Origin of the sequence: Bradyrhizobium sp., assembly GCF_016219575.1 — a bacterium.
GTDB lineage: Bacteria > Pseudomonadota > Alphaproteobacteria > Rhizobiales > Xanthobacteraceae > Bradyrhizobium.
In genome coordinates this window covers 102,642-119,159 of record NZ_JACRMG010000029.1, presented here as the reverse complement: position 1 = coordinate 119,159, position 16,518 = coordinate 102,642, and the positions used below count along the sequence as shown (strand labels likewise).

Annotated in this window: 15 protein-coding genes; 9 read left to right on the top strand and 6 right to left on the bottom strand. The window is 65.3% G+C overall.

Annotation, left to right across the window (positions count from 1 at the left end; genetic code table 11):
- Positions 1 to 25: 25 nt before the first annotated feature.
- The 5 genes from HZB49_RS23195 to HZB49_RS23175 all read left to right on the top strand — a co-directional run bounded on the left by HZB49_RS23195 (position 26) and on the right by HZB49_RS23175 (position 3,898).
- The gene (locus HZB49_RS23195; protein WP_291615557.1) at positions 26 to 439 is read left to right on the top strand and encodes a hypothetical protein; all 414 of its coding nucleotides are present in this window, start codon (positions 26 to 28) and stop codon (positions 437 to 439) included.
- A complete protein-coding gene (locus HZB49_RS23190; RefSeq protein WP_291615555.1) occupies positions 439 to 1,095 on the top strand; it encodes an OmpA family protein in 657 nt (218 codons plus the stop codon). The genes HZB49_RS23195 and HZB49_RS23190 overlap by 1 nt, the downstream gene beginning before the upstream one ends.
- A gap of 124 nt (positions 1,096 to 1,219) precedes the next feature.
- Positions 1,220 to 2,143 carry an ABC transporter ATP-binding protein gene (locus HZB49_RS23185; protein ID WP_291615553.1) on the top strand — a complete coding sequence of 308 codons (924 nt, stop codon included), beginning with the start codon at positions 1,220 to 1,222 and terminating at the stop codon, positions 2,141 to 2,143.
- Positions 2,140 to 2,901: an ABC transporter permease gene (locus HZB49_RS23180; RefSeq protein ID WP_291615551.1), complete on the top strand. Its 762-nt coding sequence runs from the start codon at positions 2,140 to 2,142 to the stop codon at positions 2,899 to 2,901. Before HZB49_RS23185 ends, HZB49_RS23180 begins: the two co-directional genes overlap by 4 nt.
- Positions 2,902 to 3,106: 205 nt before the next feature.
- A complete protein-coding gene (locus HZB49_RS23175; protein WP_291615549.1) occupies positions 3,107 to 3,898 on the top strand; it encodes a L,D-transpeptidase in 792 nt (263 codons plus the stop codon).
- Between the two features lie 179 nt (positions 3,899 to 4,077).
- Here the strand turns inward: HZB49_RS23175 and HZB49_RS23170 are convergent, their stop codons facing one another.
- A complete protein-coding gene (locus tag HZB49_RS23170) occupies positions 4,078 to 6,357 on the bottom strand; it encodes a fused MFS/spermidine synthase (RefSeq protein WP_291615547.1) in 2,280 nt (759 codons plus the stop codon).
- 156 nt (positions 6,358 to 6,513) lie between these two features.
- Here HZB49_RS23170 and HZB49_RS23165 point away from each other — a divergent pair, with 156 nt between their 5' ends.
- Positions 6,514 to 8,118 carry an NAD(P)/FAD-dependent oxidoreductase gene (locus HZB49_RS23165; RefSeq protein WP_291615545.1) on the top strand — a complete coding sequence of 535 codons (1,605 nt, stop codon included), beginning with the start codon at positions 6,514 to 6,516 and terminating at the stop codon, positions 8,116 to 8,118.
- Between the two features lie 59 nt (positions 8,119 to 8,177).
- Here the strand turns inward: HZB49_RS23165 and HZB49_RS23160 are convergent, their stop codons facing one another.
- Positions 8,178 to 8,330, bottom strand: coding sequence for a hypothetical protein (locus tag HZB49_RS23160; RefSeq protein ID WP_291615543.1), 153 nt, complete (start codon positions 8,328 to 8,330; stop codon positions 8,178 to 8,180).
- Between the two features lie 364 nt (positions 8,331 to 8,694).
- Here HZB49_RS23160 and HZB49_RS23155 point away from each other — a divergent pair, with 364 nt between their 5' ends.
- Positions 8,695 to 9,585: a 50S ribosomal protein L11 methyltransferase gene (locus HZB49_RS23155; RefSeq protein ID WP_291615541.1), complete on the top strand. Its 891-nt coding sequence runs from the start codon at positions 8,695 to 8,697 to the stop codon at positions 9,583 to 9,585.
- Here HZB49_RS23155 and HZB49_RS23150 read toward each other — a convergent pair.
- A complete protein-coding gene (locus HZB49_RS23150) occupies positions 9,582 to 9,758 on the bottom strand; it encodes a hypothetical protein (RefSeq protein ID WP_291615540.1) in 177 nt (58 codons plus the stop codon). The two genes, HZB49_RS23155 and HZB49_RS23150, sit on opposite strands and share 4 nt — an antisense overlap.
- A 188-nt stretch (positions 9,759 to 9,946) precedes the next feature.
- On the opposite strand from HZB49_RS23150, the gene HZB49_RS23145 reads away from it, so the two are divergent.
- On the top strand, positions 9,947 to 11,776 hold the full coding sequence (locus HZB49_RS23145; protein WP_291615537.1) for an aminopeptidase P family protein: 1,830 nt from the start codon (positions 9,947 to 9,949) through the stop codon (positions 11,774 to 11,776).
- An 84-nt stretch (positions 11,777 to 11,860) separates the two neighbouring features.
- Here HZB49_RS23145 and HZB49_RS23140 read toward each other — a convergent pair whose 3' ends face one another.
- A complete protein-coding gene (locus tag HZB49_RS23140; protein WP_291615535.1) occupies positions 11,861 to 12,283 on the bottom strand; it encodes a hypothetical protein in 423 nt (140 codons plus the stop codon).
- Between the two features lie 306 nt (positions 12,284 to 12,589).
- Between HZB49_RS23140 and HZB49_RS23135 the strand changes: the two genes are divergently transcribed.
- A complete protein-coding gene (locus HZB49_RS23135) occupies positions 12,590 to 13,873 on the top strand; it encodes a multidrug effflux MFS transporter (RefSeq protein WP_291615533.1) in 1,284 nt (427 codons plus the stop codon).
- 132 nt (positions 13,874 to 14,005) lie between these two features.
- On the opposite strand, the gene HZB49_RS23130 is transcribed toward HZB49_RS23135, so the two are convergent.
- Together HZB49_RS23130 and ligA are read right to left on the bottom strand one after the other, a co-directional pair.
- Entirely contained in the window at positions 14,006 to 14,323 is a 318-nt protein-coding gene (locus tag HZB49_RS23130) for an EthD family reductase (RefSeq protein WP_291615531.1), read from the bottom strand.
- A 35-nt stretch (positions 14,324 to 14,358) separates the two neighbouring features.
- Complete coding sequence (ligA, locus tag HZB49_RS23125) at positions 14,359 to 16,506, bottom strand: NAD-dependent DNA ligase LigA (protein ID WP_291615529.1); 2,148 nt, start codon at positions 16,504 to 16,506, stop codon at positions 14,359 to 14,361.
- Positions 16,507 to 16,518: the final 12 nt, after the last annotated feature.

The following is a 16,518-nucleotide window of genomic DNA, read 5'->3' as shown; positions in this document are numbered from 1 at the left end:
CGAAATCATCGGTTGAGATGTCCCCATGGTCCGGGGAGGGGTTTTTCTGTTGGCTGCGTTGCTGGCCGTGCCGTCTGTGGCGGCGGCGGAGACGATGAGCTTTGGCGATGCGGCGGCCATGCTGGCCAAGGGCTGCGGCGCGGACATCACCGCCAATTGCCGCGGCGTCAATCTCGACTCCAACCGGCTCAAGGAATGCCTATCGCGCAACCAGGACGTGACCTCGGCCCAGTGCAAGGCGACCTATCTGCAGGCGCTTGACGCCATCCAGAAGCGGATCGCCGCGCGCGTAACCGTGGCAAACGCCTGCACGCGCGAGATCGTCAAGATCTGCCACGGCTCGACCAAGGAGACCAGCAAGTCGGTGCCCTGCCTGATGACGGCGAGCGGCGTCAGCCGCAACTGCACCCAGGCCATGACCGACGCGGGGTATCGCTGATGGCCGGCATCCGCGACATCGGTTTGCTGGCGGCCGGCGTGCTCGCGTTGCTGGCGGTCGCGCCTGCCTTCGCCCAGAACGCCCCGACCCGCGACGACATCGTCGGCAAACTGGAGAAATACGAATCCGACCTGGAGCTCGACGTCCCCGCTCTGCGTCAGCAGGTCACCGAACGCTCGAAAATGCGCGGCAAGACCGAGCCGCCGCCGCAGAAGCGCCCCGCCATCGCGCCCGACCTGAAGAGGCTGCCGACCTTCAACGTCGATATCGTGTTCGACGTCGACACGCCGATCGTGCAGCCGGAATCCTACCAGACCGTCGGCCGCATCGCGGATGCGCTGGTGCATTCCTCGCTGCTGCCCTACACCATCCTGGTGGTCGGCCATATCGAAGCCAACGGCAAGCGCGAGGCCAACGCCATCCTCAGCCAGCGCCGCGCCGACGCGATCCGCGAAATCCTGGTCAACACCTTCAAGATTTCGGCCAAGCGCATCCAGTCGGTCGGCCTCGGCGAAGAGCAACTGCTCGATTACGCGCGCCCCACCGCGCCGGTCAACAACCAGATCCAGATCATGACGCTCGCGAAGATTCCGGAGACCGAGCAGCCTGCGGCTGCCACGCCAGCGAAGAAGCAGCCGGCGAAGAAGAAAAAGTAAGTCGCGGTAGCGATTGCAGAACCTGCTTCTCCTTCCTATCTGATTTCAGCTCCTTCCATTCCGGCTCTGGCATACCAGCGCGTTGCCGGTTCCTCCCGCAATTCCAGAGTCCGAACGATCAAGCATGTCGTCCGTCATTTCCATTTCAAACCTATCGAAGGCCTACGGCTCCGGCTTCAAGGCGCTGAGCGCCATCAACCTCGACATCAAGCGCGGCGAGATCTTCGCGCTGCTCGGGCCGAACGGCGCCGGCAAGACTACGCTGATCAGCATCATCTGCGGCATCGCCAATCCGACCTCCGGCAGCGTTACGGTCGGCGGACATGACATCATCAGGGACTACCGCGCGGCGCGCGCGATGATCGGGCTGGTTCCGCAGGAACTTCACACGGACTCGTTCGAAACGGTCTGGGCAACCGTCAGCTTCAGCCGCGGCCTGTTCGGCAGGCCGAAGAACCCGGCCCATATCGAGAAGGTGCTGAAAGACCTGTCGCTGTGGGACAGGAAGGATTCGAAAATCCTCACGCTGTCCGGCGGCATGAAGCGCCGCGTCATGATCGCAAAAGCGCTGTCGCACGAACCGCAGATCCTGTTTCTCGACGAGCCGACCGCCGGCGTCGACGTCGAGCTGCGCAAGGGCATGTGGGAGGTGGTGCGCGCGCTGCAGCAATCCGGCGTCACCATCATCCTCACCACGCATTACATCGAGGAAGCCGAGGAGATGGCCGACCGCATCGGCGTCATCAACAAGGGCGAGATCATCCTGGTCGAGGACAAGGCCGGGCTGATGCAGAAGCTGGGCAGGAAGCGCCTGACGCTGCAGCTGCAGCAAAAGGTCGATGCGATTCCGCCCGCGCTCGCGCCGTACAATCTGCATCTTTCCGAGGGCGGACGCGAGATCACCTACGACTACGACACCAAGGGCGAACGCACCGGCATCACCAGCTTGCTGAGCGATCTCCGCACCGCGGGTATCCGGATCAGCGACCTCGATACCGAGCAATCTTCGCTGGAAGACATTTTTGTCAGCCTGGTGAGGCAGCAATGAACTGGCGAGCCATCCAGGCCATCTATCTCTTCGAAATGGCACGTACCTGGCGCACACTGCTGCAGAGCGTCGTCTCGCCGGTCGTGTCCACTTCGCTCTATTTCGTGGTGTTCGGCGCCGCGATCGGCTCGCGCATCACCGAAGTCGAGGGCGTCAGCTACGGTACCTTCATCGTGCCGGGGCTGGTGATGCTGTCGGTGCTGACCCAGAGCATCGCCAATGCCTCGTTCGGCATCTATTTTCCGAAATTCGTCGGCACCATCTACGAAATCCTCTCCGCGCCGATCTCCCATTTCGAGATCGTCATCGGTTATGTCGGCGCCGCCGCCACCAAGTCGGTCGTCCTCGGCCTCATCATCCTCGGCACCGCCGGCCTGTTCGTGCCGCTGCACATCCACCATCCCCTGTGGATGCTGGCCTTCCTGGTGTTGACCGCCGTCACCTTCAGCCTGTTCGGCTTCATCATCGGCATCTGGGCCGACGGGTTCGAAAAGCTGCAAATGATACCGATGCTGATCGTGACGCCGCTGACCTTCCTCGGCGGCAGCTTCTACTCCGTGAACATGCTGCCGCCGGGCTGGCGTACCGTCTCCCTGCTCAATCCGGTGGTCTATCTGATCTCCGGCTTCCGCTGGAGCTTCTATGAGATCGCCGATGTCAGCATCTGGCTGAGCCTTGGCATGACGATCGGCTTCCTCACCATCTGCATGGCGCTGGTGTGGTGGATATTCCGGACCGGGTACCGGTTGAAGAGTTGACCCGCACTGTCATTCCGGGATGCGCCCCAAGTGGGGCGCATCCCGGAATGACGGTCGGAGAGAGATGAACGGCAACTCGCGAAAAAGTCAGCGCGGTTCATTAACGATTGCGCCCCGGCCCACTGGAACCAAAGGCGTAATCCGGGCATAGTGCGTGCCGGGGGACGGAGAGCCGCGGCGCTGCCAGCCGGGAGGCCAGAAGTACATGCGTTCCTTTCTCGTCGCTCTTGCCGGGTTGATGCTGATCGCCACCGGCGCTGAGGCCAAGGTCGCCATCACCGTCGACAAGGACAACCAGCAGATGACCGTCGCGGTCGACGGCGTCGACCGCTATCGCTGGCCGGTCTCCACCGGCCTTCCCTCCTGGGAGACGCCGAACGGCTCGTTCCGCACCTTCCGCATGGAAGCGGATCATTACTCCAAGGAATTCGACGACGCGCCGATGCCGCATTCGATCTTCTTCACCAAGATCGGCCATGCCATCCACGGCACCGATGCGGCCGGCAAGCTCGGCAGCCCGGCCTCGCATGGCTGCGTGCGGCTGTCGCGTGCCCATGCGGCGACGCTCTATGCTCTCGTTCAGGAGCACGGCGTGCTGACCACCACGGTGACGCTGACCGGCTCCTCGCAGGTCGCGCTCGCCCGCAATCCGCGCGGCCGCGCCAACACCGCCGTCGCGCGCCGCGACTACGAACAACAGCAGCAATACGACAATGCCGGCGATCCCGTCGTGATCACGCCACAAGCGCGCTACGCGCCGCAGCCGCGTCCCGACGACGGCTACGTCTATCCGGCCGACGGCAGCTCCACCGAGCAGATCTACCCGGCCCCGCGCCGCCGCTCCCAAGTCTATGCGCCCCAAGTCTATGCGCCCCAGGCCTATCCGCAGCAGCAGTACTATTACGACCGCGGCTATGCCCCGGCGCCGCAGGGCTACTACCAGCCGCGGCCGTACTACCAGCCACCGCAACGCGGTTACTACACCTATCAGGACTAACAGCTTCTCCCCTCTCCCGCTCTTGCGGGGTCGAGACGAACGAAGCTCGCTCTTTGAGGGTTGGGGTGAGGGGCGCTTCCTCAAACTCGGTGAGAGACGGACTCGCGGAGAGTCCCCCTCACCCGGCGCTTCGCGCCGACCTCTCCCCGCAAGCGGGGCGAGGTTAGAAAAGCCCGCTACTACTCGCCGTCGCGCATGCGCCGCCAGACGGCGCCGATGATGTTGGAATAGTCGTCGGTCCAGACCCGATGGTGATCCTCCGCTTCCGTCAGCGTCCACTTGTCGGATGAGGCGAGCTTGCCGACGTCGGCCTCCTCGCGCGCGGAGACCACGACCGTGGTGGAGAAAATGTACTCGGCGTCGCGGCCGGTATCCTCGCTGTAGACCCAGCTCTTGAGATCGTTGGCATCGGCAATGCCGACGACGACGCTCTCCAGTTCGAGATGCCGGTTGGAGACGTGCATCACGACCGCGCCGTGCGGCGCCAGCTTGTCCTTGTATATCTCCATCGCCTCTTCGGTCGCCAGATGGATCGGGATCGCATCCGAGGAATAGGCGTCGACGATGATCACATCGTAGGCGCCGCTCGGCTCCCTGGCGAAGGTCAGCCGCGCGTCGCCGATCACGGGCTTCAGGTCGGGCTCGCATTTCTGGATGTAGGTGAAATATTTCGAGTCGCGGGCGCTGTCGACCATGGTCTGGTCGATCTCGAAGAACTTCCAGTCCTCGCCAGGCTCGGAGGCGCAGGTCAGCGAGCCCGAGCCGAGACCGATCACCGCCACGCGCAGCGGCGCGCCCTTGCGCTCGCGCATCGCGGCGATCGCCTGACCGATGCCGCCGTCCCTGTGGTAGTAGGTGATCGGCTCCGGCCGCCCCGTCACCGGCGTGCCGTCGTCGTTCTTGAATTTCTCGGCGCCGTGAATGGTCGTGCCGTGCATCAGCACGTGATACTGGCCGTTCGGCGTCACCACGATCTTGTGCACGCCGAAGAAGCTGCGCACGGTTTCCACCCGCCCGGCATCGGTCGGATAGGCGCGCAGCAGCACCAGGGCCACCGCAATGGTGGCGAATATCTTCCAGCGGTTGCCGTTGAGCGCGAGCGCCATTGCCGCCGCCAGCACGCCGACGGCTCCGATCATCCAGGGACGGTGCTCGTCCAGCCAGTTGAAGATATGGCCGGCGTAATACACCGGCAGGATCAGCGCGACCGCGATGGCGGCGAGCAGCGGCCAGTACCATTGCGCGATCCGCGGCAGGCGTTCGGGCACCGGCGGCCGGCACAGCGTGGCCAGCGCGAGCAGGATCGGATACTCCGCAACCCAGGAGAACGCGAACGGCGCGATCAGGCCGGCAAACAGGCCGCCGACCATGCCGCCGAACGACAGCGCCACATAGAAGCCGGTGAGATATTTTGCGGGCGGACGCGTGCGCGCCAGTTCGCCATGGCAGGCCATCGCGATCAGGAAGAAGCACAGTTGATGCCCGCCCAGCGTCAGCAGCAGGTTCTGCTCGCCGCCTACCGCAAGCAGGATCACGACGCCGGCGATCGCCAGCGGCTGCAACAGCAGCATCAGCCAGTGCGGCAGCAGCGGCCGCGACTGGAACACCAGCACCCAGGTGAGCAGATAGAGCGACAGCGGCAGCACCCACAACAGCGGGGCGGCTGCCACGTCGGTAGAAATATGCGCGGTCACCGCGATCAGCAGGCCCGACGGAACCGCGGAGAGGAAAATCCAGCGCGCGCGCAGAAGCCATGACGGCGCCGGCGCAGCGGCGTCGTCGGCCGGCAGGTTCAGCGCCGCGGCATTCGCGGGCGATTTCAGCAGCAATGCGCCGCAACCCGCGATCAGCAGGATCAGGAGGCCGTATCCGCCGGTCCAGATCAGGTTCTGGGTGCGCAGCGTGAACATCGGCTCCAGCAGCACCGGATAGGACAACAGCGCCAGGAAGCTGCCGATGTTGGAGGACGCATAGAGGAAATACGGGTCCGGACCGTTGGGGTGGCCGGTGCGCACGAACCAGGCTTGCAGCAGCGGGTTGTTGGCGGCCAGCGCAAAGAACGGCAGCCCGATCGAGACGGTGAACAGGCCGAGCAGCCAGAACGCATAGCCCGAGGCCGGCGGTTCGCCCCAGCCGCTGCGGATCGCCAGCGGCAGGGTCAGCATCGCGGCCACCAGCAGCAGCAAATGCACCGCGACGGGGACAACGCGGTTGCTCGCCTTGGTCAGGTAGTGCGCATAGGCATAGCCGGCCAGCAGCAGCGACTGGAAGAACACCATCGCCACCGACCACACCGCCGGCGAGCCGCCGAGCCGCGGCAGCACCATCTTGGTGAACAGCGGCTGCACCGAGAACAACAGCAGCGCGCTGACGAAAGTCGCCAGCGTGTAGACCACGAGGATCAGCCGGTTCCGCGAAACGGCGGCCTGATCCGTGAGGGACGGTGCAGCAACAGTCATGAAGGCTCCGGCAAAAGCCCGGCGGGGGATGGCACTTCCGGCAGGGGGTCGCCAGAGACGCCGAATTGAGCATATGGCAACATCAGGGGCAAGAAACCTTGACGGAACGCGGAATGGGCGCGAAGCAGCCCATAATCAATCCTACTTGAAGCGAACATGAACGAAACGGACGTCGTCATCATCGGTGCGGGGCATAACGGCCTCACCTGCGCGGCCTATCTGGCGATGGCCGGCCTCAAGGTGAAGGTGGTTGAGCGCCGCAAGGTGGTCGGCGGCGCCGCGGTCACGGAAGAATTTCATCCCGGTTTCCGCAATTCGGTCGCGGCCTACACGGTCAGCCTGCTCAATCCGAAAATCATTGCCGATTTGCGGCTGGCCGACCACGGGCTGAAAATCGTCGAGCGCCGCGCGCAGAATTTCCTGCCCGCGCCCGACGGCAGCTACCTCCTCACCGGCGAAGGCCGCACCAGAGCGTCCGTCGCCAGGCTGAGCGAACGCGACGCCGATCGTATCGACGCATTCAGCCGCGAGCTGGAAGGCATCGCCGACGTGCTGCGGCAGTTTGTGCTGCGCGCCCCGCCCAATATCGTCGAAGCCTTCGGCGCCGCCGCGATCCGCGAGGCCTTCAACGCGGTGGGCACCGGCAATATCCTGCGAAAACTGTCGCTGGAACAGCAACGCAGCCTGTTCGATCTCTTCACCCGCTCCGCCGGCGAGATGCTGGACGAGCGGTTCGAGAGCGACCTCGTCAAGGCGCTGTTCGGCTTCGACGCCATCGTCGGCAATTATGCGAGCCCCTATGCCGCCGGTTCCGCCTACGTGATGCTGCACCACGCCTTCGGCGAGGTGAATGGCAAGAAGGGCGTCTGGGGCCATGCCATCGGCGGCATGGGCGCGATTGGCCTCGCAATGGCGCGCGCGGCGCAGAAGCACGGCGCCGAGATCGAAACCGATGCCGGGGTGCGCGAGGTGATCGTCGAGAACGACCGCGCCGCGGGAATCATCCTCGACAATGGCGAGACCATCCGCGCCAGATATGTCGTCTCCAACGTCAATCCGAAACTGCTCTACACGCGGCTGGTGCCCGCGGATGCGCTGCCCACCGCCTTCCTCGACCGCATCTCGCGCTGGCGCAACGGCTCCGGCACCTTCCGCATGAATGTCGCGCTCAGGGCCCTGCCCTCGTTCACGGCTCTGCCCGGCGATGGCGACCACCTCACCGCCGGCATCATCCTGGCGCCGTCGCTCGGCTACATGGACCGCGCCTGGCTGGACGCCCGCGCGCACGGCTGGAGTCGCGAGCCCGTGGTCGAAGTGCTGATCCCCTCAACACTCGACGATACCCTGGCGCCTGCGGGCCAGCACGTCGCCAGCCTGTTCTGCCAGCATGTCGCGCCGGAATTGCCGGATCGAAAATCCTGGGACGATCATCGCGAGGAAGTCGCCGACCTCATGATCGCGACGGTAGACCGCTATGCGCCGGGCTTTGCGGCAAGCGTGATCGGCAGGCAGGTGCTGTCCCCGCTCGACCTCGAGCGGCAGTTCGGCCTGCTCGGCGGCGACATCTTCCACGGCGCGCTGACGCTGAACCAGCTGTTTTCCGCGCGCCCGATGCTGGGTCATGCCGATTACCGCGGCCCGCTGAAGGGGCTCTATCACTGCGGCTCCGGCGCCCATCCCGGCGGCGGCGTCACCGGCGCGCCCGGCCACAACGCGGCGCGCGCGATCATCGGTGATCACCGCGCGCTGTTCGCAAAATAGACGACGGCCCGCTCGGCCCTTACTGGGCCAGGCGGGCCGCCATTGTTTGTGCGTCCGGCTTAGACGGCGTCGTACGCTTCGACCGGAAGCGAACGCGTGTCCGACATCAGAGACGACGGCGAGATCGTCGCAGCGCGCTCTTCGGCCGACGGATAGCTCACATAGGCGCCCAGTGCGAGCATGACAGCGAGCGCAACAGTGATCTTCTTCATTTGACTTCCCCCCTTTTGGTTTCTTGATACGGCCATCCTCGCGCACGGCGCTTAATGCGCAGTTCCATCGCGCGGCCGATCCTGAGTCGGGGTGAATCGGCGATGAATTAACGCGGACGTTAACCAGCGCCGGCCCGTGGAAATCGGGGAGCCGCCTGTGGATAAGTTCGGGATAAGCTGTGCAGGGATCGGTGGAAATCGCGCACGACGCCCTCACTTTGCTCGGCTTTTCCGATCGGCTCGGCAGCTTCCAACTACGCAGCTTGCAGGGTGAAGAAGCTGTGAAAATCCCGCGCACGCGATGGTGAGAAGCCTGTAAACAAGGGCTGTATTTCTTCTTCGTTAGCTGTGGACCGCTTCCCCGATGAACGTCACCCCCTCCACCCACCGCGCCAGCTTTGCCATTGGCGACGAGCAGGCCGCCAAGCGCGTCGTCGACGTGCTGACCGAGGTCTTCTTCGATGGCGAGGCGGCGGTGGCGGCGTTCGAGCGGCCGGACGGGCGCTGGGACGTCACCGTGCATTTTGCCGAGGCGCCGGACCAGAACCTGCTGCGCGAACTCGTCACCAATGCAGCGAGCGCGGAGATCGCAGGTACCCTCGCCTTCGACACCGTGGAAGCCAGGGACTGGGTCAAGGCGAGCCTCGAGGATCTGGTGCCGGTGCCGGCCGGCCGCTTCGTCGTCCATGGCGCGCATGACAGGGAGCGCGTACCGCCGAACAAGCTAGCGATCGAGATCGAGGCGGCGCTGGCGTTCGGCACCGGGCATCACGGCACCACGCGTGGCTGCCTGCTGCTGCTCGACCATGTGCTGAAAGCGTATCAGCCGCGGCGCGTGCTCGATCTCGGCACCGGCACGGGCGTGCTGGGCATTGCGGCGGCAAAGGCGCTGAAGACCGGCGTGCTTGCCAGTGACATCGATCCGCCGTCGGTGAGAGTGGCGCGGGAGAATGCGCGGCTGAACGAGGCCGGCCATCTCGTACAGGCGATCCGCGCCACCGGTTTCTCAGCGCCGGAATTTTCGCAGCGCGGCCCGTTCGACCTGGTGCTGGCGAATATCCTCGCCAATCCCTTGAGGCAATTGGCGACGCCGATGGCGCGGCAACTGGCGCCGGGCGCGCTGGCGATCCTGTCGGGCCTGCTGACGCACCAGGCTCCGGCCGTGATCATGGCCTATCGCGCCCGCGGCCTGGTGCCGCTAAGGCATTTGCGGATCGAAGGCTGGAGCAGTCTGTTGCTGCGAAAGGTAAGCTAGACCTTCTTCTTGCGCTTGCTGCGGAAGATGACGCCTTTCTCGCCGCGCTTGACGCGGGCTTCGACGAAGCGGTCCAGGATCTGGACGATGACGCCGCGCTTCTTGACCACGATGGGCGCTATTGGACCGCGGCTTGCCGGCGGCGAAATCTTCTCAAAGGTAAAGGCAGGCATGGTGTATCACCTCGTCGTTGAGTTGAGACACTCCTCGAAGTCTCCCGGTTATCATCCGGACCATCCGCCCCGCAGATCGTTCGGGCTCGTCTGATGCAAGCATCAGATTTCAAGCATAACTTGTGCCAAAGTCAGGAGAATCCGGCCGCATTGCCGAGCCCTCCCCATAAACCTAAAGTGTGAGCGCAATGTTCGAAGCCCATTTCCAGACATTCGAGGAACCCGAGGGCGGCGTGGCGCTGACCGCGCGGCTTTCCGCCTTCCGCGAGGAACTGGCGCGGCGGAAACTCACGGGATTCGTGATTCCCCGCGCCGATCAGCAGCAAAACGAGTATGTCGCGCCCTCAGAAGAACGGCTGGCCTGGCTGACCGGCTTTACCGGCTCGGCCGGCATGGCCGCCGTGCTGACCCGGGAGGCGGCGGTATTCGTGGACGGCCGCTACACCCTGCAGGCCGGCAAGCAGGTCGACCGCAAGGCCTGGCATGTCGAGCCGCTGGCCGATCCGCCACCGGAACACTGGCTGACCAAACACCTCGCCAGGGGCGACCGCCTCGGATTTGACCCCTGGCTGCACACTTCTGCGGCAGCCGAGCGGCTGGCAGCGGCCTGCGCCAAGGCCGGCGCGGAGCTGATCGCGGTCGAGAGCAACCCGGTCGATGCAATCTGGCACGATCGCCCGGGGCCGCCGCTCGGCCCGGTGACGATCCAGGGGCCGCAATTTTCCGGGGAGATCGAGGCCGAGAAGCTGAAGCGCATTCGCCTGGAGATCAACAAGCTCGGCGTCGATGCGCTGGTGTTGTCGGATTCCCACGGCGTGGCCTGGACCTTCAACATCCGCGGCGCCGACGTGTCGCACACGCCGCTGCCGCTGTCCTGGGCGCTGGTGCCGAAAGAGGGCCGGCCGACGGTCTTCATCGACCACCGCAAGCTGTCCAACTCCTCGCGCGACCATCTCGAACGCTCCGCCGATGTCGAGGAGCCGGACAAGCTCGCGCCGAAGCTGACCGAGCTCGCCAGGCGCGGCGCCTCGATTGCGCTGGACAGCGCGACCGCAGCCGACGCGCTGAGCCGCCTGATCAAGGGCGCCGGCGGCAAGGCTGTCGCCGGCAGCGATCCCGTCAGCCTGCTCAAGGCCGTGAAGAACATCACGGAGATCGAGGGCACGCGCACGGCGCATCACCGCGACGCAGTGGCGCTGACGCGGTTTCTGGCCTGGGTCGACCGCGAGGCGCCGTCGGGCGCGCTGACCGAGATCGACGCCGTCGAGGCGCTGGAGACATTCCGGCGCCGGACCGGCGCGCTGAAGGACGTCTCCTTCCCCACCATCTCCGGCACCGGCCCGAACGGCGCCATCGTGCATTACCGCGTCACCCGCAAGAGCAACCGGCGCATTGCGCCCGGTGATTTGCTGCTGATCGATTCCGGCGCGCAGTACCAGGACGGCACCACCGACGTCACCCGCACCATCGCGATCGGCGAGCCGACCGTGGAGATGCGCGACCGCTTCACCCGCGTGCTGCGCGGCCACATGGCGATCGCCCGCGCGATCTTCCCCGACGGCACCACCGGCGCGCAGCTCGATTCCCTTGCCCGGCAATTCCTGTGGCAGGCCGGACTCGATTTCGAGCACGGCACCGGACACGGCGTCGGCAGCTATCTCTCGGTGCATGAGGGGCCGGCGCGCATCTCGAAACTAGGCACCACGCCGCTGAAGCGCGGCATGATCCTCTCCAACGAGCCGGGCTACTACAAGGCCGACGCCTACGGCATCCGCATCGAGAACCTCGAACTGGTGATCGGCGCCGACATCAGGGGGTCGGAGAAACCGGTGAACGCCTTCGAGACGCTGACCTTCGCACCAATCGACCGCCGCCTGATCGACGTGAAGATGCTGGATGCCGCGGAGCTGAAATGGCTCAACGATTATCACGCCAGGGTGGCGAAGATCGTGCGGCCGCAGCTCGACGACAACGCAACCAAGCTGTGGCTGGACGAGGCCACGGCGGAGTTGAAGTAACGCTCGCTGTCGTCCCTGCGACCCGGCTACGCCAAAGCTGCGCAGAAAGCGCGCCGCCCAACAGAGGGAACTGAATCGCGCGCCTTACCAGCCGTAATAGCGCCTGACAACGTAACCACCGCCATAGCCGTACGGCGCCGGCGCGTAGCCATAGCCGCCGTCATAGCCGTAGCCCGGTTCGACGTAGCCGTAGGAGGGATAGCCGCCGCCATAGTAGCCGTCGCCGTAATAGGCACGGCGGGCGACCGTGCCGGCGACGATGGCGCCAGCTGCGAGGCCGCCGTAGCCAAGACGGCGGTAGCCCAACCCGCCGCGATAGGCCAGCCTGCCGCCGCGGTATGCGACGCCGCGGCCGACGCCGCGATAGCGCACCTCAATCGTATCTTTTTCGACCATCGATTTCATCGCCGCCACATTGGTCGGCAACGGCCCCGCCTGTGCGCTCGCACCGAGCAGGGCGGCGGTTGCAGCGAGAATGGTGGTAGGCAGTAAACTGAACAGCCTCATGATCCAACTCCGTGCTAGCAGCAGGGGTGACCATTCCTGGGCCGGGCTGCTACGGCCGGCTTGATCTATGTCAACCTTCCAGTGAGCGCCGGGAAATCAACATAGAACGAGCTTACGGCGCAGTTGCGGATGCGCATGTTGTCAAGTCGAATTCCGGACTCGCGCCAAGGGGCGCCGCGGAATAACGACGAGAGAGCAACGCGCCCTCACCTGTTCCCCGAATTCCTCATGGCCGCATGCCGAAACTGGCGTATTCGCGCGCCGCCGTGCCGCTAGAGTCCGGGTCGATCAATTCGGACGCATTGCATGCATGGCGTGATGGGCAAACCGCCCGGCGCAGCTACGGACGGGCACGACCTCGCGACATCGCGCGTCATGCTGCTGATGCTCGTCGCGATGACCGGCGTCGCGCCGATCTCGCTCTATATCCTGGTGCCGGCGCTGCCGGTGCTCGCCTCCACCTTCCAGAGCGACATCCAGGTCGCGCAGATGACGGTGTCGCTCTACATGGTCGGCATCGCCTGCTCGCAGCTGATCATGGGGCCGCTGTCGGACAAGTTCGGACGCCGCCCGGTGCTGCTGGCGGGCCTGGCGCTGATGGTGGCGGCGAGCGTGGGCTGCTCGCTGGCGCAGACACTGCCGCAACTGATCGGCGCGCGGTTCCTGCAGGCGCTCGGCGGGGCCACCGGCATGGTGGTGAGCCGCGCCATCATCCGCGACCTCTACAGCCGCGAGCGCGTCGGCGCGAGGATCAGCCTCGTCATCGCCGTGATGATGGTGGCGCAGATGCTGAGCGCGCTGGCGGGAGGCCTGCTGGAGATCACCTTCGGCTGGCGCGCCATCTTCTATTTCATCACCGCCTCCTCGCTCGCCGTCGCCGTGCTGATCGCGATCGCGCTGCCGGAGACGCGGCGCGCGCGGACCGAGGGCAGCGGTTTTCGCGGCGATGTCGGCTCGCTGCTCAGGAACCGCGCCTTCGTCGGCTATGTGCTCTGCCAGGTGCTGGCGTCGCAAATCATCTTTGCCTTCGCAGGCGGCGGGCCCTACATCGTCGTCACCCAGATGGGGCGCACGTCAGCCGAATACGGCGCATGGTTCGCCGCCACGGGCTTTGCGTTCCTCCTCGGCAACCTGCTCAACGTCCGCTTCGCGCCGCGCCATTCGCTGGAGAAGCTGATCTGGTTCGGCCTGGCGCTTCAGCTCGCCGGCAGCCTGCTCAATCTGGTCCTGAGCATTGCCGGCATCAACCAGGTTCCCATATTTCTGTTCGGTACGCAGATGGTCGTGATGGTCGCCAACGCCATCGTGATGTCGAACGCGGCGGCCGGCGCCATCAGCGTCCGGCCCGAAGCCGCCGGCACCGCCTCCGGCGCGATGGGATTCCTGCAGCAGGGCATAGGCTCGCTGCTCTCGCAGTTCGGCGCCTATCTCGGCGGCCACTCCACCACCACGCTGCCGCTGACGGCTGCTATCTTCGCACTGTCGATCGCCTGCGCGGCGACGATGCTCTTCCTCGTGCCGCGGCGGGACGTGGTGGTGAGCGAGGAGCTGATCGGGAAGGAGAAGGAAGAAGAGTCGGGGATGATGTGAGGCACGGCCCTCCCGACTCGTCATGCCCGGGCTTGACCCGGGCATCCACGACGTTCTTTCGTGCGGCGGCAAAGACGTGGATGGCCGGGTCAAGCCCGGCCATGACGAATGCGGAAAACCGGGCGCGTGGCCTCACTTCTCCACTACGACTTCGCTGATCTGCATGACCGGCGCGATGTCGGTGTAGTTCCTGATGTCGCCCATGATCTCCTTGGCGTGCGGTCCGAAAGACTTCTGGAACGCGTCGACGGAGTCGGCGAAGATGTGGCACATGCCGACATAGGTCGCAGGCGCGCCCGGCGCGCCGCCGGCAAGACCCTTGTCGATGGTGTAGTACTTGCAGGCATCGCCCATGCGAGCCTTCACCAGCGGCATGTGCTTTTCCCGGTAATAGTCGTGGTCGAACCGCGCACCGGGATTGTTGGGATACATCACGCTTACCTTGATCATCGCTTCCTCCTGTTTGAAGTTCTTGGTTACCCGCGTCACTCCCCGATCAGCTTCAGCCACTCGTCCTCGGTCAGCACGGTGACGCCGTGCTTCTTCGCTTCGGCCAGCTTCGAGCCGGCGCCGGGTCCGGCGACGACGTAGTCGGTCTTCTTCGACACCGAGCCTGCGGCCTTGGCGCCGAGGCGTTCGGCGGTGGCCTTGGCCTCGTCGCGGGTCATCTTCTCCAGCGAGCCGGTGAAGACGACCGTCTTGCCGGCGACCTTTGAATTGCTCTTCGGCCTCTCGGCGTCGACGATCTCCTCCAGCTCTTTCACCAGCCGGTCGACGATGCCGCGGTTGTGGCTCTCGCCGAAATAGGCGGCGACGCTCGCAATCACGGTGTCGCCGATCTGGTCGAGCGCATCCATCTCGGCGATCGCCTCCTCGTCGCCCCTCGCGACCTTGAGGCAGGCGTCGTGAAAGGCCTCCCACGAGCCGTAGCCGCGCGCCAGCGCCAGCGCCGTGGTCTCGCCGACATGGCGCATGCCCAGCGCAAAGATGAAACGCTCGAGCGCGATGCGGCGGCGGCCGTCGATGGCGGCAAAGAGATTGCGCACCGAGGTTTCGCCGTAACCCTCGATTTCCTCGAGCTTGAGCCTGCTGTTGCGCTTCTGCAGCGTGAAGATGTCGCCGGGTTCCTTGACCCAACCCTCGTCGAAGAAATATTGCAGCTGCTTTTCGCCGAGGCCGTCGATGTCGAATGCCCTGCGCGACACGAACAGCTTCAGGTGCTCGATCTTCTGGAACGGACAGGCGAACTCGCCGGTGCAGCGGGCGCGCGAGCCCTCCTCGCCCGTGGCGGTCTCCTCGCGCACCACGTCGGTGTGCAGCGGGCACGGGCACTTTTTCGGGAAGTGGAACTCCCTGGCGCCCTTCGGCCGCTTGTCGATCAGGACATCCACCACCTGCGGGATGACATCGCCGGCGCGCTGGATCACGACGGTGTCGCCGATCCTGATATCTCGGCCCTCGCGGATCAGTTCGCCGTCGCCGCCGACGCCCCTGATGTAGTCCTCGTTGTGCAGCGTGACGTTCTGGACGATGACGCCGCCGACGCCGACCGGCTCCAGCTTGCCGACCGGCGCCAACGTGCCGGTGCGGCCGACCTGGATCTCGATGTCGCGCAGCACGGTGACGGCCTGCTCGGCCGGAAATTTGTGCGCGATGCCCCAGCGCGGCGTGCGCGAGACGAAGCCGAGGCGCTCCTGCCAGTCGATGCGATCGACCTTGTAGACGACGCCGTCGATGTCGTAGTCGAGCCCGGCGCGGCTCTCCTCGATCCTGCGATGGAAGGCGATCAGCTGCTCGACGGAATGGCATAGCCTGGTCAGTGGATTGGTCCTGAAGCCGCAGCGCTCGAACCAGCCGATCATGCCGGTCTGCGTTTCCTCCGGCATGGCGCTCATCTCGCCCCAGGCGTAGGCGAAGAAGCCGAGCGGACGCGAAGCGGTGATGGACGGGTCCTTCTGGCGCAGCGAGCCGGCGGCGGAATTTCTGGGATTGGCGAACGGCGCCTCCCCGGCCTCGACCTGCTTCCTGTTCAGCGCGAGGAACGCCTTCTTGGTCATGTAGACCTCGCCGCGCACCTCGCAGATATCGGGCACGTTGCGGCCCTTCAGCTTCTGCGGCACGTCGTCCAGCGTACGGATGTTGGCGGTGACGTCCTCGCCCTCCGCGCCGTCGCCGCGGGTGGCGGCGGTGACGAGTTCGCCGCCCTCGTAGCGCAGCGACATCGACAGCCCGTCGATCTTCGGCTCGGCGGAGAAATCGATCTTGTCGTCAGCCAGCTTCAGGAAACGCTGGATGCGCTCGGCGAAATCGCGCACGTCCGCTTCGGCAAACGCGTTGTCGAGCGACAGCATCGGCACCGCGTGGCGGACTTTCCGGAAACGTCCGGAGGGCGCGGCGCCGATTTTTTGCGACGGCGATTCGGCGCTGACCAGCTCGGGAAAGCGCTTCTCGATGGCGTTGAAGCGCTGGCGCAGCGCGTCGTATTCGGCGTCGGAAACAACAGGCGCGTCGTCCTGATAATAGCGCCTGTCATGCGCTTCGAGCTCAAGCGCCAGCCGCATGTGCTCGACCTTGGCCTGGGGCCTGGTCAGCTTGGCAATATCGGTGAGCGGTTTCTTCGCTTTGCTGGCCATGCGTGACGCCGC